We start from the raw sequence: 21808 nt of genomic DNA, 5'->3' as shown, positions 1-21808 counted from the left end.
CATCGTCATTCCTCCTGCTATCTTTTTCTATTATTCTACCTTATTTGATAGTAGATTTAAAACTTTGCAACAGAACCTTTTAACTTATCGTTCATAAAACTCCTTTCGCACTACGATACATCGAACTTCGATACATAAAGTGTATCGCATCTCGATATATAAATCAAGAAAAAAATCAGAGAATATCCCTGATTTCATTTCTTGATTGTTTTAGAAAATGGTGTTTTATGTGTCGTGATAAAGTTCTCAAGCCAGCTGACATCATCGCTCTCCGTCGCTACTTCTTCCCTTTCCTCATCCGTGTCTTGTTCTTCATCGTCTGAAAAATCGACTTTTCCAAACAGAACTACCTTGCCCTCCGTTTCAGCACTTGCTGAACTGCTATTAGTTGTTAGAAACCCAAAAGTTACAAAACCTAGCATTGCAAGAGCACCTAAAACAAGTAATTTCTTCATCATTATTTCCTCCAAGATAATTGAGAAACTGTATTCACAGTTCAGCACTTCTAGCTAAGGCTAGCTTTTCAGCTACTCACCGCTCGTTTTTTTCAAAATACAGTTAGTATTCCCTCAAAAAACTGCCTTGATTAGCGAAAAACCATCTCTTCTCTAAAAGCACTTTTCTTGTGAATACAGTTTCTAAACATTGTTTTGTAAAGTTGTAAAACTTACAAGTATTATCTTACAGGAAATGACGATCCACTTAAAATTCATTACATATCTGTAACTTTCTCAATTTCCTTATTGATCTGGTGGATTAAATCATAGCAATCTAAAAATTTGGCAATATGCAGGCATTCCTTCATTATTTCTAGGCCACCATCATTTCCATTCATGTAGGACAAGCGTGCTTTTAGGAGCTTAAGCAGCAAGCGATCCCGCATATTCTTTTCCATGATATTGACAGAGTCAAGAATTTTGAGAAAGCGAATCGCAGCAATCTCCTCTCCCCTATCTAACAAACTACTCGAAATATTGATGAGCACCTTATAGACATTATCTCTGTTTTCTGTGATGTCCATATAAAACTTTGTTCGATTGAGAACTTCCATTCCCAGAACTTCCAACATTTTGCTAGGAAGACCTCTGCTACAATTTCCGAAAATCCAGAGTTCAAATTTCCCCCAATCATCTATGGACATTAAATAGTCCGATAGAATAGCTTTTTCATCCTCAGAAACATCATAATCAGGATCACACCATTGTTGCTTAAAAATATGAAAGGCTGCAACCATCACCCTATCAAACGGACGTCCATCCCTATCATACTCTGCTTGATGGTACAAAATTCTATCATCCATATACTGAGTATTGTGACTATAAACTGCACGGACAAATCGCTCTGATGAAAACAAATTATCTATCTGAAAGTAGGACTGGTAGAGGGTAGAAAATTCGCCCTCTACCACATTCATCCGTCTCAAACAATTAAAAAATGTATCTACAGAAAGATTACTCTTTCCATTTTCAAAGCGTGATAACTGAGCAGGTGTCACGAAATCCCCTGCCACTTCTTTTAGAGACATATTTTTTGATTCACGAATGAGTTTAAAAATTTTTCCGTAAGTTCCCATTATATTCTCCACGAGTTACATTTATGTAACGAAATTTGCTAACTTTTGAATCTAGTATATCATAGATTTATCATTTTTTTATAGAAAGGCAGGTAGTTATGTCATCTCTCTTATCTACCCAAGAATTATCAAAGCAATATGGGAAACAAAAGGCCGTTCAGCAGGTTTCCTTGACTATTAATAAAGGAGAAATCTGTGGCTTAGTCGGTGAAAATGGTGCTGGGAAAACAACGCTTCTCAGAATGTTATCGGGCCTCATTTCCCAAACTTCAGGTACCATTAATAGTTCAAAAGATTGTCGTATTGGAGCTTTAATTGAATCCCCTGCTCTACAACCTAATTTATCTGCGATTGATAATCTTCGTTACATGTCTCTGCAATTAAATCTCAAGCAAGCGGATGAAAAAATCTTAGAGACATTAGCAATTGTTGGTTTAGAGGATGTGGATCCTAAGAAAAAATCCAAAGATTTTTCACTGGGAATGCGTCAACGTTTAGCTATTGCCTTAGCTATTCTAGATAAGCCTGACTTTTTAATCCTAGACGAACCGATTAATGGTCTTGACCCTGTTGGAATCAAAGAGATGAGAAGTATTATTTTAAATCTTCGAAATCAATATGGGATGACCATCCTTATCTCCAGTCATATCCTATCAGAGCTTGAGATGGTGGTTGATCGCTACATTATCATGCATAAGGGTCTTATCGTCAAAGAATTCTCAAAGCAAGAGCTTGAACAAACCCTAGAAGAACAGCTCTATCTACAAACGAACAACCATCCTAAGACCTTGACTATCCTTGAAGAGCAGGGCATCGCTTACAAAATAGATAAGGATTATATCAGTCTGCCATCAAATACGAATGTTATGAGCCTCATTCATCTCTTGATAAACCATGAGATTGAGGTCAAAGAAATTTTTAAACAACAAATGTCATTTGAAGATTATTACCTGACATTGATTCAAGAAGGAGAAGAGCATGATACATTACTTTAAAGCTGATTTATTTAAGATTCAAAAAGAACAGAGATTAACGATTTCATTGGGAATATTGGCTTTACTGTCCTTTTTATCCGCTTTTTTGCTACATGGCAACGAAGACTTCACTAGCTCTCTTATTCAATTGCTTTCTCAATTTATCACACTATTTTTTATCGTTCCAGCCAACCTATTCTTTGGAGAAGATTTTACTTACCGTACCATCAATAATATTATTATCAAGCAACAAACAAGAAAAAGGGTGTTTTTCTATAAAGTCTTAGCAACCCTTGTACTAGATCTCGCTTATATCCTTCTAGCCTATTTATTGAGCAGCAGTGTTGGCTTACTTCTAGGTGATCGTGTTGATTTTGCAGTAATAATACAAAGTTTCATTGCTCAAACACCTTTATTTATCTGCATCTCTCTGTTATCCATCCTGATATTTGTCAAGTCCAATAAGGTCAATCAAGCCTATCTTATCTTTAGTTTAATCAGCCTTCTTTTTGACAATATCACTAACCTCATTACCAGTAACCTACTCCGTATGAGATTACCAACAGATTATTTTCTATTCCTTTCCCTCCAACAAGGGGAACATATTTCAAGGTTATCCATGGGTGTTAGCTTTATGGCTACCCTCATCTACCTTTATCTGAGTTACTTTATCTTTAGTAGGAAAGAGTTAAAATGATGTAGCTTAGATTTCATATATAAAAAACATGTATGTCACACATCAGAAAAAACGTATGACATACATGTTTTCATTTCACATCTATTCCCCTTGGGCGATCAATTCTGCTCCACGTTTACGGTAGGATAGGTCGCCAACTGCTTCAATTAAAAGCTTGCCATTTTCGTATTTGAGGACGGTAATTGAGCCGTTATCCAGGAAGACATTGGCTCCACGCTCTGGCTCCAACAGATGGGCTAGGGTTGCAATGGTCATACCGTGACTGACCACAAGGGCATTGCCGCCGCCTTGCTTTTCCAAGTCTTGGGCGATAGCCTCAAAGCCTGTCAAGATACGATTGCTCAAAACTTCCCATGATTCCGCCCAGCCAGCGGTGTCTGCTTCTTGGATACCTGCTGCAATTTCCGCAAAGGACATGCCTGTCGCATCAACTGTCCCTTTCAAACGAGGCAGGACACCTTGGAAAAGCTCGGCATCATACATGCCCTCGAAACTACCAAAGCACCATTCACGGATACGCTTGTCTTGGTAATATGGGATTTTTCCTAAAATTCCCAACTCACGCTGGGCGATGGTCATGGTCTGAACGGTCCGCCCCAGGTCACTGGATACGGCTAGTTTAAAATCAATGCCTGCATCCTTGAGCCCCAAGCCCAGTTCACGAATTCCTTCCTCACCAGCCTTGGTCAGCGGTGTATCACACCAACCCTGCACGCGCCCGATGGTATTAAACATGGTTTTCCCATGTCGAGAAATATATAATCTTACGTCTGCCATAGTGTTCTCCTTGTCTTTTCTTACTATATAGTCATTTGAATTAGCTTTGATACATCGTCACTTTCGGCTTGCTGTACTCTAGTACTACCTGCACCTCGGTTCCTTGTCTGAAAGCTAATTCACTCGACTATAGTATAGCAAAAAACCGACTGCTTGTCGCAATCGGTTTACGTTTTTAGTTCTTAAAACTATGAATTGGAGCTGGAATTTGTCCGCCACGGTTGATAAAGTCAGCAGACGAAGCCTGATTGACCTTCATAACAGGAGCTGTTCCCAGAAGCCCACCGAATTCAATCATGTCCCCTTCTTTTCCAAGTGGAATAATACGGACCGCAGTGGTTTTCTGATTGATAACGCCAATAGCTGCCTCATCCGCAATCATGGCAGCAATAGTTTCAGCTGGCGTTGTTTCTGGAATAGCAATCATGTCCAAACCAACAGAACAGATAGCTGTCATGGCCTCTAGTTTTTCAAGGTTGAGCGAGCCATTTTGCACCGCCGCAATCATGCCCTCATCCTCAGATACAGGGATAAAAGCACCAGACAAACCGCCGACCTGGTTACAAGCCATAACACCGCCCTTTTTAACAGCGTCATTGAGAAGAGCAAGGGCAGCTGTTGTCCCGTGCGTACCAACGGTTTCTAAGCCCATTTCCTCCAAAACCCGTGCCACTGAGTCGCCAACAGCTGGCGTCGGAGCAAGAGACAGGTCCACGATACCGAACTTGACACCCAGACGTTCGCTGGCCATATTACCGACCAACTGACCGATACGGGTAATCTTGAAGGCTGTTTTCTTAACCGTTTCTGCGACCACATCAAAACTCTCGCCACGAACTTTTTCCAAGGCCCGCTTGACCACACCAGGACCAGACACGCCGACGTTGATGACCACGTCTGCCTCACCGACACCGTGAAAGGCACCCGCCATGAAAGGATTGTCCTCAACGGCATTGGCAAAGACTACCAACTTGGCAGCACCCATATCAGATGCCTCAGCCGTCTCCTTGATGATCCGCCCCATATCGCGAACCGCTGTCATGTTAATACCAGACTTGGTAGACCCGATATTGACTGACGAACAAACCTTGGATGTCTGCGCCAGAGCCTGCGGAATCGAGTTAATGAGAATTTCATCACCTTTTTGATAGCCTTTTTGCACCAAAGCTGAAAATCCACCAATAAAGTCAATACCAATCTCATGGGCAGCCTTATCCAAGGCACGAGCCAAAGGCAGATAATCCGTCGCATCTGTCGCCGCACCAATCAGGGAAATCGGCGTCACAGACACGCGCTTGTTGACAATCGGAATCCCCAACTCAGCCGCAATCTCATCACCAACAGCCACCAAGTTCTTGGCCTTGGTCGTAATTTTTGTATAAATCTTCTCCGCAGCCTTATCAATATCCGAATCAATACAGTCTAGGAGGGAAATTCCCATAGTAATGGTTCGAATATCGAAGTGCTGCTCCTCGATCATCTCAATGGTTTCAGTAACTTGTCTAATATCCATGGTCTACCTCTTACAAGTTGTGCATAGCATCAAAAATGGCCGCACTTTGAATGTTGATTTTCACATTGAGCTCCTGACCGTAGGCCTCAAGCTCTGCACGCAAGGCTGTGAAATCCTTCTTCCCATCAGCCGATACCACCGCCATCATGGTAAAATACTCATCCAAAACGGTCTGTGAAATGTCATCGATATTGAGCTCCAAGGCCGCAAGTTTGCTTGCAACACCTGCCACGATACCTGTCTTATCTTTTCCGACAACTGTAACAATAGCTTTCATGTTTCTACCTCATAAAATTTTTTCCTATTTTACCACAAATAAGAGGAAAACGGAATTGCTAGGACATATTGACCTCGAAATGTTCGCCTCTCCAGTTTATCTGAAAGACAAGGACAATCTCAAAAAATAGTCCTCATGGCTACTTACTTTCCTTTTTCTGAATAGTATGTTACACTGGAATGTACATTTATAACCTGTATGACTCCACAGTCTGGGGAGAGACTGTTGGAAGTTGGAGAGGGAGCGAACAGAGTCCGTATCATTCGTTATGACTGGTTCGGAGCCTATAACGCGAATAAACGGAGTTTGCTACGCTACCTCAATCTCTAACAAAAAACAGGAACTATCCGTTGGAATCTTAGAAAAGATATCCAACCTTTATTTTGCCCAAACTCTATGAAATAAAAGAAAGGATGATTATGAAAATTGTCAAACAACTCTGGTGGTTTTTTAAGCTAGAGAAAAAGCGCTACCTCCTTGGCATTATCTCTCTGTGTCTGGTCAGTCTCCTCAACCTGCTGCCGGCCTATATTATGGGAGAAATCATTGACCAAATCGACAGCCGTGCACTGACAGGACAGGGACTCCTCTTGGGCGTACTGGGGCTTATCCTATCTGGCTTTGGCATGTACACCCTCCGCTATGTCTGGCGAATGAATATCCTGGCCACCTCTTTTCGTCTAGGAAAAATTATGCGGGCTCGCCTCTTTGAGCATTTTATGAATATGTCGCCCTCGTTTTTCCAAAATCACAGGACCGGTGACCTCATGGCCCATGCTACCAATGATATCAATGCCTTGACCCGTCTCGCAGGAGGCGGTGTTATGTCCTTCGTCGATGCGACCGTGACCGCTGTGGTGACCCTGGTAACCATGAGTTTTCTGATTTCTTGGCAAATGACCCTGGTAGCTATCCTGCCCCTGCCCTTCATGGCTATGACGACCAGCTATCTGGGCCGCCGCACTCATGAAAATTTCAAGGCCTCTCAAGCTGCCTTTTCAGAGCTGAACAATAAGGTCCAGGAATCTGTGTCTGGTATCAAAGTCACCAAGTCCTTCGGCTACCAAGAGCAGGAAAGCAAGGCCTTTCAAGAGGTCAACCAGACAGCCTACCTCCAAAACCTCAAGACCATGCGCTACGATTCCCTCTTCGACCCAGCTGTCCTCTTCTTTGTCGGACTCTCCTATGTTCTCACCTTGATTTTTGGCTCCCAATTCATCGCCCAGGGCCAGGTTACCTTAGGGCAATTGGTCACCTTTATGACTTACCTGGACCTGCTGGTCTGGCCCCTCATGGCTATCGGTTTCCTCTTTAATATTACCCAGCGTGGTGCTGTTTCCTACGACCGCATCCAGAGTTTACTGGATGTTCATTCTGATGTAAAAGAGGCCAGCAAGCCTCTGCCAGCGCCAGAAAATGGACAAATCTCCTACAAGGTCGACCGCTTTTCTTACGATAAGGATTCTGAGCAGCCTACTTTAGAAGATATTCACTTCAGCATTGAAAAAGGTCAGACTATCGGCCTGGTTGGTCCAACAGGTTCTGGCAAGACCAGTCTCATCAAGCTCCTCCTACGGGAATATGATGTAGACCAGGGCGCTATTTCCCTAAACGGGCAGGATATCAAAAACTACCGCCTGGCAGACCTGCGTGCCCTTATGGGATATGTTCCCCAGGACCAATTTCTCTTTGCGGCCAGTGTTGCGGACAATATCTGCTTTGGCGACCCTGATTTGGAATTGCAGCACATCAAAGAGGCGGCCAAAACTGTCCATGTCTATGCAGACATCGAAGACATGCCTGACGGCTTTGCGACTATGGTCGGTGAGAAAGGGATTTCCCTATCTGGTGGGCAGAAACAACGTCTAGCCATGGCCCGTGCCATGATTCTCAACCCTGACATCCTGATTTTGGATGATTCCCTATCAGCAGTCGATGCCAAGACAGAACATGCTATTATCGAAAATATCAAGAGCAGCCGTCTGGACAAGACCACTATCATCACAGCCCACCGGCTCTCAGCTGTAGTCCATGCTGACTTGATTTTGGTTATGGAAGACGGAAAAATCGCCGAGCGGGGTACCCACCAGGAACTCTTGGAAAATCAAGCCTGGTACTACGACACCTACATGATGCAACAACTGGAAATGGAGGAAGAAAATGCAAGCTAAATCAAAAGAAAAAGGCGTTTTCTGGCGCCTCCTATCCTATCTCAAACCCTACTCGCTCCTAACTGCTGCAGCCCTGACCTTTCTCTTGCTGACGACTGTTGTTCGCAGCATCATTCCCCTTCTAGCCTCCCACTTTATTGACAATTATATCGGACATATCTCCCAGTCTGGGACCATGATTCTGGCTGCCTACTTTGGGCTTTATCTGGTGCAGATGCTCTTTCAGTATCTAGGCAATATTTGGTTTGCCAAGGTTTCCTATAGCGTAGTCCGAGATATTCGTCGGGATGCCTTTGGCAAGGTACAATCTCTAGGCATGGCCTATTTCGACCAAACACCGAGCGGTTCTATCGTGTCTCGCCTGACCAATGACACGGAAAGTATCTCAGAGATGTTCTCAGGAATCCTATCCAGCTTTATTTCAGCCCTCTTTGTCATCGTGGTTACTCTCTATACCATGTTTGCCCTGGACTGGAAATTGACCTCCATGCTGGTACTTTTCCTCCCCGTCATCTTCATCCTGGTCAATCTTTACCGCAAAAAATCCGCTCCTGTCGTCGCTAAGACACGCAGTCTCCTCAGCAACATCAACAGCAAGCTAGCAGAGTCTATCGAGGGCATCCGGATTATTCAGGCCTTTTCTCAGGAAAAACGTCTAACTGAGGAATTTGAGGCTATCAACCAGGAACACCTGGCCTATGCTAGCAAGTCTATGGCCCTGGACAGTCTCTTCCTCCGTCCTGCCCTATCGCTGATTAAGATTTTGACCTATGCCCTGCTGATTAGCTACTTCGGCTTGGACTGGTCAGACGCTACTGTATCTGCTGGGATGATTTACGCCTTCATCCAATATGCTAACCGCCTCTTCGACCCGCTTTTGGAGGTCACCCAGCATTTCTCTACCCTGCAAACCTCCATGGTTTCGGCCGGTCGTGTCTTTACCCTTATGGACCAGACCATTGAGGAACCCCAGCAGGTTGACCAGGGAGCCTGTATCAGCCAGGGAGATATCGTTTTTGAGGACGTTTCCTTCTCCTACGACGGCAAACGGAAAATCCTTGACAAGGTTTCTTTTCAGGTCAAGAAAGGCCAGACTATCGCCTTTGTCGGCGCGACCGGTTCTGGAAAATCGTCTATTATCAACGTCTTCATGCGTTTTTACGAATTTGAATCCGGGCGGGTTCTGATTGACGGTCAGGATATCCGAACCTTCCCTGCCCAGGAATTGCGGTCAAATATCGGTCTGGTCTTGCAGGACCCCTTCCTCTATCACGGAACCATTGCCTCCAATATCCAGATGTACCAGGATATCAGTAGAGAGCAGGTCGAGGAGGCAGCCCGTTTTGTGGACGCTGCTCCCTTTATCGAAAAATTACCAGACGGCTATGACCACCTGGTTACCGAAAAAGGTTCCGCCTTCTCAACTGGACAACGTCAATTGCTGGCCTTTGCTCGCACCATGGCCAGCCAGCCTAAAATCCTGATTTTAGATGAGGCCACAGCCAATATTGACTCCGAAACCGAGCAAACTGTCCAGTATTCCCTGGAAAAAATGCGACAAGGACGGACAACCATTGCCATCGCCCACCGCCTATCCACCATCCAAGATGCCGATTGCATCTATGTCTTGGACAAGGGCAAGATTATCGAGTCGGGCAACCACGAACAACTCTTGGCCATGAAAGGCACCTACCAACGCATGTACCAATTGCAAGCAGGCCAATTGGCAGAGTAAAGATTGTAAAAGGAGCACCTCAGCCAGGTGCTCCTCTTTCTATTCTATTATATTCCATAAAAATCAATCTAGCCTAGCTCCCTCGGAGCCTTTCAGTCACCAAGGCTCCGAGGGATAAGGTGATTTTCTAAGAGTATTATTTTTCTGCTGACCGTCTTGCATAGGCCGTCCAGTCAATACCACGTGCCTGACACCAATTCTGCACAGCCGGTGCTAGAATCAGGTCGGTCTTTCTCAAGTCTGCCACAGTTTTAGCACCCAGCATGGTCATGATTTCCGCAATCTGTGTCTGGTAGCGGTCGATAGCCTGCATGGCCTCTTCCAGGCGGTCTGCCTTGCCGTCTTTTACAAATTGCAGGAAGTGATTGGACATCCCGACCAGGTCAGCACCAAGGGCTAGGGCTTTGACAATATCTAGCGGATTTTTAATACCACCTGAGGCGATGACCTGAGGACGACGGTCAGCCGGCAGAGACATGACCTCCACCAGAGATACCACCGTTGATTGGCCCCAACCCTCCAGGTAGTCGTAATCATGAAAGGCCCGACGGGCATTCTCAATCTTGGCAAAATCCGTCCCACCAGTCCCCGAAATATCAACTGTCTGGACACCAACCGAGGCCAATTTTGCCACCGTTTCCCGGCTCATACCAAAGCCAACTTCCTTGGCAATGACAGGCACATCCAGCTCTCGCACCAGGATCTCGATATTCTTCAACCACATAGAGAAATCTCGGTCCCCCTCTGGCATAACAATCTCCTGAGGAGCATTGACATGAATCTGAATGGCATTGGCCTCCAGCAAATCCACAGCCCGCTTGGCATTGTCCACATCGTGGTGGGCACCTAAGTTAGCAAAAATAATTCCGTGAGGATTTTCCCGACGCATGACAGAAAAGGTCTCCGCCACAGAAGGATCCTTAATGGCCGCACTAACAGAGCCCGACGCCAGCGGAATCTTCCCAAAGCACCCCAAAATCCCCAGCATCTGATTGATTTTCCCAGTCTTTTCACTTCCACCCGTCATGGCATTGATGAAAAATGGGTGAGCAAAATCCAAACCAGCCACACTGGTCGCAAGGGACACATCCTCCAGCTTAAGCTCTGGCAAAGAATGGTGCACAAAACGAGTCTGGGCAAAGTCCGACGCCGACTGACTACTATACTGCTGGTTGGCCAGCCCCACATGCTGGTCCTTACGATCCAAGCCAAATTGTCCAAAATAATACATAAAATCTCCTTATTCACGCATGGCGATGTTTAGTTGGAGTGGAAGAATCCCGGCTTGTCGCCAAGCCGTCTCAATCATCTCTTTTTGTTCCCTACCGTCTACCAAGCAGATGCCGCAGTCACCTCCACCTGCACCTGAGGATTTGGCCACCGCCCCATAAGTCTGGGCCAGATTAGCCAGTTGACTCAGTATAGGCGTCTCGATGACCAGGCCCATATCAGCTGAAAAATCCTGCAAGAGCCTGCGATTTTCTGCCACAGCCTGCTTGACCGCTGCCACTTGTCCTGTCTGACAGGCCAGGATAAACTGCTCCACACAGGCCTTTGAGTCGGCCAGAAACTGGCTATGGATACGATCCTTCTGCTCCTGGCTTTTCTGACTTTCCAGCTGCTGGACCAAACTGTCAGTCGAGGCCGCCGACCCCGTCCAACCAACCAGGAGTTGCAGGGGAGCGGGTAGCTGGATAGATTCAATCTTCAGGCCCAGCCAATCAGAGACTAACAAGTCCTCCAAGGACTGCTCTGCCATTGCCTGCAAAAGCCAAGCCCGGTCCAAAGAATGGTAGGCCACAAGTCCCCCAAAGCTAGAAGCTGCCAGGTCACCAAAGGAACCGGTCATGCCCAGCTGGGTCTGGGCCAGGGCAGCCAACTTGTAAACCAAGAGGGGCTCAGCTGACTGTTGGTAATAGACCAAAACCGCCCTGACCGTCGCCACCGTAACCGCACCTGAAGAACCCAGTCCGTACTTGGTACCTGATACCTGGTCGTCCAGGTCTGACTGGATGTCTAGGGCATAAGCTCCTTGACAGGACAAGCCCTTGGTCCGCAGATAGGCCTCGGTCACCTGCATGGCTGTCGTAATCAGTGGATAGGGATTTTCCCCATGGGTAACAATAGTCGCTCCCTGACGGCTCCAAGGCAGATAGAGGTCTGACTGCTGGCTAGAATGAATACTGGCCTGGTCTGACTTTTGAGCGGTCACGGTCAGATACTGGTCTACTGCCGCAATGACAGCTGGCTGACCAGCCTCGACCACCGCATATTCCCCTGCCAGAAAGAGCTTGCCTGGTGCTTGTACTTGTACCTGCATCCTAAGACCTCTCTTCAAATGCCTGCTGGGAGCCTTGCCAGTCCTCTTCTGTCAAAACATAGGCCGCAGGACCTGGTAGGCTGGTAATGATTTTTTCTTTGGGGAGGTACTGAGATAGGGCATTGACCAGCTCTGCCATTTGACTGGCTCTGCAAAGAACCTTGACATTTGGTCCCGCATCCATGGTCATGTAGGCTGATAGGCCGCTTTCCTCACGGACCTGACGAACAGCCTCCTGGGCCAGCAAACTATCTGCCGACCAATAGGTAAACGGCGGATTGGCAGACAGGGTGGTAGCATGCATCTTCATGCCATTATGCTCGGTAATCTGACCGACCTGTTCAAAATCCCGGTCCGCAATAGCCTGCTTAATAGCCTGCAAATCTTCCTTGGCGGTGTTCACCCAGGCCTGGTAAAAGGGGGACGTTGCGACCGTATGGTCCATGCCTTCACGGCTGGCAATCTTTTTCTGACCTGTATTGACCGCAAGAACAATCATGCCAATATCCCAGTCCGCATCATCGATGGGATGGGCCATAGAATCTGCCGAACCTGTCCCCATATCCCACTCAACAAAACCTCCGAAAAGGCTACGGGTGCTGGAGCCTGAACCACGACGGGCAAGGGTTGACAATTCCTCTCGACTCAAATTCAGACCTAGAGCTGTCGCGGTAGCCAAGGTCAGGGCCGCAAAGGCTGAGGCCGAGCTGGCTAATCCTGCCGCAGTCGGAACAAAATTGAGACTTTCCACTCGGGCAAAAGTCCTCTTACCTATATATTCGCAAAATAAATCCAAAAATCGCGAAATTTTTAAAATTTCTTTTGAATCTTGCATGATTCCATTTAAATAAAACTCATCAGCCGTTAAATCGCTGTCAAAAATCACCTTGGTATCTGTGTAAAAGGCATCCAGGGTCAGTGACAGGCTGGAGTTCATTGGCAAGAAGAGTTGCTTGTCTCGCTTACCCCAGTATTTGATCAGGGCAATATTGGTATGGGCACGGGCAATGCCAATTTTCTGGCTCATCTTATTCTCCTAAGTATTGGATCCAGGTTTGCTTGGCGCCTGCTTGGGCGAGGATGCGGGCCAATTCCTGGGCTTTTTGTTCTGTTTTTACAAGGGCAATCATACAACCGCCACGTCCGCCTCCGGTCAGCTTGGCTCCTAGAGCTCCATGGGTCTGGGCTAGGCTGACCAGTTTATCTAGGCTGGGGTCTGACACGCCTAATTTTTGTAAGAGGACATGGGCTCGACTCATCTTTTGACCTAGAAGCTCTGCCTGATCATGGGCTAAATCCTCTCGAGCAGCCTGGGTTAAAGAACCTAGTTCTTCCACTAGCTGAACGGCCTTTGGCTCATTTTCCAAAAGAGTCGCAACATCAAGGATAGCCTCAAGGGTATTTCCGGTGACGCCGGTGTCAGCCACGACCAAATAGGCCTGGAGGTTGAGGGCCAAAGGTTGGATGGGCTGGTTTTTGACGAAATAAATGGGGGACTTGCCGCTAGTCGTCGCTGCATCAATGCCTGAGGGGTTGCCGTGGGCAATCTTTTCCGAGGACTGGACGATGTCCCAGAGCTCGCTGTCGGTCAACTCCTTTTGGTAGTAGGCAAAGAGGGCGCGTGCCACCGCTACTGCCACTGCGGCACTGGAGCCCATGCCCCGCTCTGCTGGTATAGTGGAACTAATCTGGATATGAATGGCCGGGTCGGTCGGTGCTCCGATGCGGTAGAGGGAAAAGCGAATGGCGTGCTTAAGACTCTCCCAAATCTTGGGCATCTTGTGGACAAATCCCTGGTAAAAATCACAGGTCACGGTTAGAGCAGTCCCTTGGGCCGCAACGGTCGCAGTAATCTGGACAGCAGAAAAAGGCATGGCAATGGCCGGCTGACCGTACACCACCGCATGCTCTCCCATTAAAATAATCTTTCCTGCCGAAGCTCCTACTGCTGTCATATCTGTCTCCTTGTCAATCAGCTCTATTATACCACTTTTTTAAATCAATAGAAAATGTGAAAACAGCCGACCATCGCCGACTGTTTTCCAGGAGATTATATGAAAAAGATTTCGCTATTTCTAGCTTGACTATAGTATACTCCTTCAAGCTTAAAGAAAGCTAAAGCCATTTTTTATAACAAATATACAAAAATCCAGCTCGAAAGGCATTGTCCAGGATAGTCGCAATCCAAATGGCATCCAAACCTAGCTTGAAAACCTTGACCAAGATTAGGGCGCCAAGTATCCGCACCAGCCACATGCCCAGACTAGTGGCGAAAAATGGGAGCTTGGCATTGCCCAATCCCTGCCAAAGAGCCGTCAGAATCAGAGTAGCCGCCGTAACCGGCACACCGAACAGGGAATAAAACAAAACAGTCTGACTGGCTTTCCCCACTAGAATGTCTTCGGTATAGAGTCTAGTAAGCTGCGGGCCAAATAAATAGGCTAATCCAGCAACCAAAACCATACAGCCGACGGACAAGAACAAACCTGCTTGCAACAATCGAGCAACCTGTGTCTTATCCTTACGGTATCTAGCCGTCAAGATGACCAGGGCCGTCGCCACTCCCATGGCTGGCATGTAGTTAAACTGGGTCAGGGTTTCCCCGATAGCATTTCCCGCTAGAACAGCCGTCCCCAGACTGACAATGAGGCTGACCACCATGACATCCCCCGCCCGCATCATCAGCCTTTCTCCAGCAGCGGGGAGGGCAAGTCTGACCAAATCCTTATCCATGGACCAGGTCCATTCTGCCAAGGGAACTGGCAACTGCGACCAAAGGAGCAGGCAACCTATGAGACGAGATAGAACTGTTCCGACAGCAATTCCAGCCACGCCAGCATGGAGCACAAAAACGGCGAAAGCGGAGAGCAGGATGTTGAGGAGATTGCTCAAGAGGCTGACATACATGGGGAGGGCAGGCCTACCAAGAGACCTGAGAATGGCGCTGAGGCTGGTCATAAGACCTAGAAAAACGACAGCACCGCCGACTAGGGTAAAATAGAGACCGCCCGTTTCTACGACCGCTGCCTCTGCTCCCAATAGAGCCAGCAAGCTAGGGCCTGCCAAAATAGCGACTAAACCCAAAATGCCGCTGACAAGTAGGGTCAATTTGAGACTTTCCGTCATCCTGGTTCCGACCACTTGCTCACCTTGGTTGCTGGATTGGGCCAGACGTGCAGAAATAGCAGCAGCCAGGGCGATGAAAAGGGCCTGGTAAATAGCCAGAATATTGTTGGCGACGGAAACACCTGACAGGGCAACCATCCCCAGACCTGCCACCAGGTAGGAATCTACCATTCCCATCAGCATCTGCAGGACATTTTCTCCCATGGCAGGTAGGGCAATAGAGATTATTTCTTTATAAATTTTTTTCATAAGGCATAGAAAAAGGGAGTGGGCAAGAACTCGACAAAGCTAAGAAGAGTTCGTCTGCCCACCCCCGCACAGCTCCAACGGTTTGGGGAACCTTTGGAGGTTGAAAATAGAGCGAACAAAGTTCGCATCATTCATTAGGTCTGATCCGGAGCGTAAAACGCGAACGAAATGAGGTTTGCTACGCAATCCTTATTTCCAACCTTTCACAGTTCCCCAAACTGTGAAAGCCAATCAACCACTGCGCTGAGATGTTGACATGAACTATAAAAATCGAGTCTAGGCTTTTGCCCACTCCTTGAATATTCCAATTATACTCCCAAATAACGCTCGACTTCGACCTGCATATCCGCTGCTGCAACGATTGTTGTGTGGCGGACAGGAGCTATTTCTAAGCCGTCCACCGCCGGTGGCAAGGCAACACCTGAAATTTCATGGAGTTTAGCCAGCGCCTCAAAGTCTGATAGACCTGTTTCCCCTGTCACAGACTGGACTGCCACAACTGGGAACTTGTAAGGACTAGCTGTAGAGGCGATAACTGTCGGTGTCTGGTCGCCTGTTTTCTCCACATACTTCTTATAGACAGCGGAGGCAACAGCCGTGTGTGGGTCCTCGATATAGTCTGACTCTTCATAAACACGCTTGATTTCCGTCGCTGTCTCCTCTTCCGTCGCAAAGGCGGCATCAAAGAGAGATAGGATAGACGCGTCAGCCCTTTGGATGTCATACTGGCCATCTGTAGCCAAACGATCCATAAGCTCAGCTGTTTTTGCTGCATCATTTCCAAAGAGATGGAAAATCAGGCGCTCCAAGTTAGACGATACCAGGATGTCCATGGACGGGCTAGTCGTCACGCGGAAGGTGCGTTTCTTGTCGTAAACACCGGTCGTGAAGAAATCAGTCAGGACATTGTTGTCGTTGGACGCACAAATCAGTTTGTTAATCGGCAGGCCAATTTGCTGGGCATAGTAGGCAGCCAGGATGTTTCCGAAGTTACCAGTCGGTACAGTAAAGTTGACCTTGTCGCCAGCCGCAATCTCGCCAGTCTTGACCAGCTGAGCGTAGGCGTAGACATAGTAGACAATCTGTGGCACCAGACGGCCGATGTTCATAGAGTTGGCTGATGAAAATTGTAGTTTCTTTGCTGCCAATTTTTCACGCAAGTCCACATCGTTGAACATGTATTTGACCGCTGTTTGGGCATCATCAAAATTACCGTCAATAGCTACAACATGAGTATTATCACCAGTCTGGGTCGTCATCTGCAGCTCTTGCACCTTGGAAACACCGTCACGTGGATAAAAGACCACGATACGGGTGCCAGGCACATCCGCAAAACCTGCCATGGCCGCCTTCCCAGTATCGCCAGAAGTCGCGGTCAGGATGACAATTTCATTTTCCAGACCATGCTTTTTGGCGGCCGTCGTCATCAGATAAGGCAGGATAGACAGAGCCATATCCTTAAAGGCAATGGTCGAACCACGGAAGAGCTCCAGGTTGTATTGGCCCTTTAGTTTTACCACTGGGGCAATGGCTGGTGTGTCAAACTTGCTGTCGTAGGCATTGGTGATACAGTAATCCAGCTCATCTGCGGTAAAATCATCCAAGAAAGCCGACAAAATCAGCTCAGCCACTTCTTGGTAGGAAGCGTCCTTGAGCTGGTCAAAATTCAAGTCAACTGCTGGTGCAGAAAGCGGTGTAAAGAGACCACCGTCTGTCGCCAAGCCCTGCAAAATCGCCTGGCTGGCAGAAACACGGTTGTTAGCATCTCGGGTGGATTGGTAAACTAAAGTCATGGGCGAATATCCTCTAAAAATCTATTTCCCCTATTCTACCATAAATTGACAGAAAATTGGAAAGATTTGAGAAAAAACCGAACAGCGGTTCGGTTTTCCATTATATTTCCCCACCAATTCCCTTAAATGTTTCAACAAGAGCACTGATTTTCTCGAAAACAGTTTGTTTCTTGGTCCTATAGTTTGGATTGAGAGGACTCATTTTTGGCAGAGTTTCGTTCAACTCCGTGCCATTTTCGCTAGCAATGCGATTTGGATATACCGACGGGCATTCTCTTCCTGCAAGGATTCTTCAGCTATCAAATTAGCAACAGCCTTGCTCTGCTCCTTGCGAGCAAACAGGAAAAACTTTTCAATAATGTCAGACCTATCCACAAAGCTGTCCAAATCACTTTGATGAATAAAAGCAACAATTAAATCTTCCTTGGCGCGATTACCTAGACTAGCTCGAATAGTGCGCACAACCTCATCTACCAACGTATCCTTATCCGTTCCCTTCTTATTGGTATCAAAAATCAATTCTAAGATGTAATCCAGATTGATCTCTTGAGATTTGAGCAATTCAACCTCGAAGACTACAGAATCCCAGTCTATTTTCGATTCGTTTTTAGCCTGATTGCGGCGTTCGTTAGTATACCAGTCACGAATATCATTGTAAACGGAACGATATATCATATTTCACTTTTGCCACGCGGAATCACATAAAAACAAAAGCACAACCCACTCATGAGAGTGGGTCATGCTATGCAAATCTTTTGGAGGCATTTTGAAATTTGTCGGCTAAACTCGATAAGACTTACTACTCAAGTCCAGCCAAAACAACTGAACAGTTTTGACATCAATTTTTTCTAACCAGCCCTAACTAAGGGAGCACCTTGTTGCCAAGAAACATCGTTCTGAGCTGTTGCTAGCAAGTCATGATTTTCTAAACGAGTCTAGGCAAAGCGACACAGGCATAACTGAAGTTAAGCAAGGAGCTTTAACGACGAATCGTGACGAAAAACATTATTTGATACGACCTGGACGCTCTTTGTAACCATAGTAAGCATCTTCGATGATTTCTTGCATATGGTCAACCATTGCGAGGCGAGGGTTAGCAGGTGTACATTGGTCTTCATAAGCAAGAAGTGCCAATTCACGAGAGTGTGCTTTGAGTTCTTTCTCATCAACACCTTGGTCTTTCAAGTTCATCTTGATACCCAAGCGTTCGCCGAGTTCATAAACTGCTTTCGCGTAAGATGCTACACCTTCTTCTGGTGTTGAAGCTGGAAGTCCAAGCATTTTCGCGATATCTTGATACTTCTCATCTGCACGGTAGTAGTTGTACTTAGGCCATGTAGCGGTCTTAGCTGGACGAGTACCATTGTAACGGATGACGTATGGAAGCAATATAGCGTTGGTACGGCCGTGAACAGTGTGGAAACGTCCACCAAGTTTGTGGGCCATTGAGTGAGAAATACCCAGGAAGGCATTGGCAAAGGCCATACCTGCCATTGTAGATGCGTTATGCATTTTCTCACGAGATTCCCAATCTGCTTCTTTTACAGATTTTTCAAGGTTTTCAAAGACTAACTTGATAGCTTGAAGCGCCAAACCGTCTGTGTAGTCGTTGGCAACAGTAGAAACGTAAGCTTCTGTCGCGTGGGTCAAGACGTCCATACCTGTATCTGCTGCTACAAAGTCTGGCACACTCATAACAAATGCTGGGTCAACGATGGCAATGGTTGGTGTCAATGAGTAGTCAGCAAGTGGGTATTTACGGTTGTTTTTCTTATCAGAAATAACGGCAAATGGCGTAACTTCTGAACCAGTACCAGATGTAGTTGGGATGCCAACATATTTTGCTTTTTCACCCAATTCTGGGAATTTGAAGGCACGTTTGCGGATGTCCATGAATTTTTGAACAAGGTCACGGAAGTCAACTTGTGGTTGCTCGTAGAAGAGCCACATGATTTTCGCAGCATCCATTACAGAACCACCACCGATTGCGATGATTGTGTCTGGTTTGAAGGCTTTCATTGCTTCTGCACCGCGTTCAACTGTTGTGATGTCTGGATCTGGTTCAATATCTGAGAAGACGGTGTACATCACTTTGTTTGAGCGAAGTTGCAATTGTTCAATTACACGTTGAACAAATCCAAGTTTCACAACGACTTCATCGGCTACGATCATGACTTTCTCAACATTTGCCATTACTTGCAAGTATTGAATGGAGTCACGTTCAAAGTAAATTTTTGATGGAACTTTAAACCATTGCATATTATTTCTCCGTCTTCCTACTTTCTTGATGTTGAGCAAGTTAAGGGCACTTACGTTGTCACTCACTGAGTTGCGTCCGTAAGAACCACATCCCAAAGTAAGAGATGGAAGGAAGGCGTTGTAAACGTCACCGATACCACCGAAGGTTGATGGTGAGTTCCAGATAACACGGATAGCTTTTACGCGTGTACCGAATTCTTTAGCCAAATCTTCGTCAGCTGTGTGGATAGCAGCTGAGTGTCCAAGACCATGGAATTCAACCATTTGACGTGCTGCTTCCAGACCTTCTTCACGGCCTTCTACTTTCAAGACAGCGATAACTGGTGACAATTTTTCACGTGTCAGAGGCTCTTTTTCACCGATTTCAGCTACTTCTGCTGCCAAGATGTTGGTGCCTTCTGGTACTTTGAAGCCAGCTTGTTCCGCAATCCATGCTGCTGGTTTACCAACGATATCAGCATTCAATTTACCTTCTGCACAGTTTTTGCTGTTGGCTTTCACGCCGAAGCAGAATTCTTCAAGAAGAGCTTTTTCTTTCTTATTCACAAAATAAGTGTGGTAAGACTTGAATTCTTCTACAAATTCGTCATAGATGTCCTTGTCTACGATAACCGCTTGCTCAGAGGCACAGACCATACCATTGTCAAATGACTTAGACATAACGATATCATGAGCTGCTTGACGAATGTTTGCTGATTTCTCAACATAAGCTGGTACGTTACCTGCACCTACCCCAAGAGCTGGTTTACCGCAAGAGTAAGCTGCACGCACCATTGCGTTACCACCTGTCGCAAGAATTGTTGCGATACCATCGTGCTTCATCAACTCTGAAGTTGCTTCCATAGATGGTTTTGTAATCCATTGGATACAGTTTTCAGGTGCACCTGCTGCTACAGCTGCTTCATAGACAACGCGGGCTGCGTGTGCTGATGATTCTTGTGCAGATGGGTGGAAGGCAAAGACGATTGGGTTACGTGTTTTAAGAGCAATCAATGATTTGAAGATGGCTGTTGAAGTTGGGTTGGTTGTTGGAGTAACCCCACAGATAACACCGACTGGCTCTGCAATTAAGGTCAAACCAGTTACTTCGTCGTCTTCAATCACGCCAACAGTTTTGACACCACGCATGTTGTTCACAACGTGTTCGCAGGCGAAGAGGTTTTTAGTAGCCTTGTCTTCAAAGACACCGCGACCAGTTTCTTCATGGGCATGCATAGCCAAGACGCCGTGTTGATCCAAGGCAGCTACTGACGCTTTCGCAACGATGTAGTCAACCTGCTCTTGATTGAGAAGACGAAATTCTTCCAGAGCCACAAGCCCTTTTTGTACAAGCTCATCAACGTGTGCACGAGCTTCTGCCAATTTTTCTTCTGGTGATACTACTTTTTTATCAGCCATGATATTCCTCCAAAAATTCCGTTAATCATTTTGTTAACTTTTTCACAATGTTATTGTACACTAAGTTTTTTGTTTTGTAAAGTCTTTTTGTTAAATTTTTCACAAGTTTTTTAAAAAATTTTTGAAATAGTAAAGAAGGACAAATTATTTCTGGCTGGACATTTAATTGAGCAACAAAAAGAGCCAGGCAACTAAGCCAAGCTCTTCATCTAAAATCTTTCTTAATCGTGCTAAAAGCCGTCTTGTTCTTCTTATTTTTTAACAGTGTGACTTTCCAAGCCTTCTTATTCCAAGAAGATGCGGAATGGCACCAATTCTTCTGCTTCGTAGCGTTCTTTGAAGGCTGCGATTTCTTCTTCAGAAGCGAGAGCTGGGTCCAACTTCATGGACTCTACAGGTATTGGACGTTCTTTGGTAATTTTGGCATCAATGACGACCGTTTTACCGTTTTTATTGTCCTCAACCGCCTTGCGCATGACTTCGTCCACCCCCTCAATGCGATGAACAGTGTAACCAACGGCACCTTGAGCCTCACCAATTTTGGCATAATCAACATCAATAAAGTCTGTACCGAAGAGGTGTTTGTTGGTGTCCTCGTATTTATTCTTAATATATCCGTACTCTGTATTAGCAAAGACAATATTGATGACCGGAAGGTCGTACTGAACATTGGTCACAACATCTGGATAGGACATGTTGAAGGCTCCGTCAAAGAATTCGGCATTTCCCCAGAGGACGTTTACAAAGACCAAAAGGTGACTGTGACTGATGACAAGCAGAGCCTTACCGTTGGCAATAAAGACAGCAAAAATAAATTGACCATCACCGCCACAAACGGTACAATCAATCTTGGAAAGAAAATAATTTCCTAATGAATAAAGGAGGTAAAGTCTTTTAGTTTACTTTTAGTACTAGGCAGCGAGGTGTAGGCATAACTGGGGTTAGG

General features: G+C 46.1%; 16 protein-coding genes and 2 pseudogenes. 4 read left to right on the top strand and 14 right to left on the bottom strand.

The annotated features are described in order from the left end of the window. Positions 1 to 194: 194 nt before the first annotated feature. Both ACHBIF_RS03985 and ACHBIF_RS03980 read right to left on the bottom strand, forming a co-directional pair. Entirely contained in the window at positions 195 to 458 is a 264-nt protein-coding gene (locus ACHBIF_RS03985) for a hypothetical protein (protein ID WP_105097124.1), read from the bottom strand. A 254-nt stretch (positions 459 to 712) separates the two neighbouring features. Continuing rightward, positions 713 to 1573 carry an Rgg/GadR/MutR family transcriptional regulator gene (locus ACHBIF_RS03980; protein ID WP_029187634.1) on the bottom strand — a complete coding sequence of 287 codons (861 nt, stop codon included), beginning with the start codon at positions 1571 to 1573 and terminating at the stop codon, positions 713 to 715. Positions 1574 to 1671: 98 nt separating this feature from the next. On the opposite strand from ACHBIF_RS03980, the gene ACHBIF_RS03975 reads away from it, so the two are divergent. Next, positions 1672 to 2568 (top strand): ATP-binding cassette domain-containing protein, encoded by an 897-nt coding sequence (locus ACHBIF_RS03975; protein ID WP_394718808.1) that lies wholly within the window; start codon positions 1672 to 1674, stop codon positions 2566 to 2568. Beyond that, complete coding sequence (locus ACHBIF_RS03970; RefSeq protein WP_394718806.1) at positions 2552 to 3244, top strand: ABC transporter permease; 693 nt, start codon at positions 2552 to 2554, stop codon at positions 3242 to 3244. The genes ACHBIF_RS03975 and ACHBIF_RS03970 overlap by 17 nt, the downstream gene beginning before the upstream one ends. 81 nt (positions 3245 to 3325) lie before the next feature. Here the strand turns inward: ACHBIF_RS03970 and ACHBIF_RS03965 are convergent, their stop codons facing one another. The 3 genes from ACHBIF_RS03965 to ACHBIF_RS03955 all read right to left on the bottom strand — a co-directional run bounded on the left by ACHBIF_RS03965 (position 3326) and on the right by ACHBIF_RS03955 (position 5811). Next, a complete protein-coding gene (locus ACHBIF_RS03965; protein ID WP_170239822.1) occupies positions 3326 to 4021 on the bottom strand; it encodes a histidine phosphatase family protein in 696 nt (231 codons plus the stop codon). 175 nt (positions 4022 to 4196) lie between these two features. Beyond that, on the bottom strand, positions 4197 to 5534 hold the full coding sequence (locus tag ACHBIF_RS03960; protein WP_394718804.1) for a PFL family protein: 1338 nt from the start codon (positions 5532 to 5534) through the stop codon (positions 4197 to 4199). A gap of 10 nt (positions 5535 to 5544) precedes the next feature. After that, the gene (locus tag ACHBIF_RS03955; protein WP_172095314.1) at positions 5545 to 5811 is read right to left on the bottom strand and encodes an ACT domain-containing protein; all 267 of its coding nucleotides are present in this window, start codon (positions 5809 to 5811) and stop codon (positions 5545 to 5547) included. Between the two features lie 419 nt (positions 5812 to 6230). On the opposite strand from ACHBIF_RS03955, the gene ACHBIF_RS03950 reads away from it, so the two are divergent. Both ACHBIF_RS03950 and ACHBIF_RS03945 read left to right on the top strand, forming a co-directional pair. Further along, a complete protein-coding gene (locus ACHBIF_RS03950) occupies positions 6231 to 7982 on the top strand; it encodes an ABC transporter ATP-binding protein (RefSeq protein WP_394718801.1) in 1752 nt (583 codons plus the stop codon). After that, on the top strand, positions 7972 to 9717 hold the full coding sequence (locus ACHBIF_RS03945) for an ABC transporter ATP-binding protein (RefSeq protein WP_394718799.1): 1746 nt from the start codon (positions 7972 to 7974) through the stop codon (positions 9715 to 9717). Before ACHBIF_RS03950 ends, ACHBIF_RS03945 begins: the two co-directional genes overlap by 11 nt. 136 nt (positions 9718 to 9853) lie before the next feature. On the opposite strand, the gene fni is transcribed toward ACHBIF_RS03945, so the two are convergent. From fni to ACHBIF_RS03900, 9 genes and pseudogenes are all read right to left on the bottom strand, one after another. Next, entirely contained in the window at positions 9854 to 10948 is a 1095-nt protein-coding gene (fni, locus tag ACHBIF_RS03940) for a type 2 isopentenyl-diphosphate Delta-isomerase (RefSeq protein ID WP_125265955.1), read from the bottom strand. Between the two features lie 9 nt (positions 10949 to 10957). Beyond that, positions 10958 to 12037, bottom strand: a complete 1080-nt coding sequence (locus tag ACHBIF_RS03935; protein ID WP_394718797.1) for a phosphomevalonate kinase — start codon at positions 12035 to 12037, stop codon at positions 10958 to 10960. Position 12038: 1 nt separating this feature from the next. Further along, positions 12039 to 13064, bottom strand: coding sequence for a diphosphomevalonate decarboxylase (mvaD, locus tag ACHBIF_RS03930; protein ID WP_394718795.1), 1026 nt, complete (start codon positions 13062 to 13064; stop codon positions 12039 to 12041). A gap of 1 nt (position 13065) precedes the next feature. Then, on the bottom strand, positions 13066 to 13992 hold the full coding sequence (gene mvk / locus ACHBIF_RS03925) for a mevalonate kinase (RefSeq protein WP_394718793.1): 927 nt from the start codon (positions 13990 to 13992) through the stop codon (positions 13066 to 13068). A 160-nt stretch (positions 13993 to 14152) separates the two neighbouring features. After that, complete coding sequence (locus tag ACHBIF_RS03920) at positions 14153 to 15412, bottom strand: MATE family efflux transporter (RefSeq protein ID WP_394718791.1); 1260 nt, start codon at positions 15410 to 15412, stop codon at positions 14153 to 14155. Positions 15413 to 15720: 308 nt separating this feature from the next. Further along, entirely contained in the window at positions 15721 to 17205 is a 1485-nt protein-coding gene (gene thrC, locus ACHBIF_RS03915) for a threonine synthase (protein ID WP_394718789.1), read from the bottom strand. A 100-nt stretch (positions 17206 to 17305) separates the two neighbouring features. Further along, positions 17306 to 17874: pseudogene (locus ACHBIF_RS03910) on the bottom strand (type I restriction endonuclease subunit R); the annotation flags it as partial. 336 nt (positions 17875 to 18210) lie between these two features. Next, entirely contained in the window at positions 18211 to 20862 is a 2652-nt protein-coding gene (gene adhE, locus ACHBIF_RS03905) for a bifunctional acetaldehyde-CoA/alcohol dehydrogenase (RefSeq protein WP_394718787.1), read from the bottom strand. Between the two features lie 284 nt (positions 20863 to 21146). Then, positions 21147 to 21572: pseudogene (locus tag ACHBIF_RS03900) on the bottom strand (thiamine pyrophosphate-dependent enzyme); the annotation flags it as partial. Between the last annotated feature and the right edge of the window lie 236 nt (positions 21573 to 21808).

It is taken from the genome of Streptococcus sp. A11, from assembly GCF_043674225.1.
Classification (GTDB): Bacteria; Bacillota; Bacilli; order Lactobacillales; family Streptococcaceae; genus Streptococcus; species Streptococcus suis_V.
Note: the sequence above shows the minus strand (reverse complement) of the source record. Positions and strands in the feature narration are given on the sequence as shown.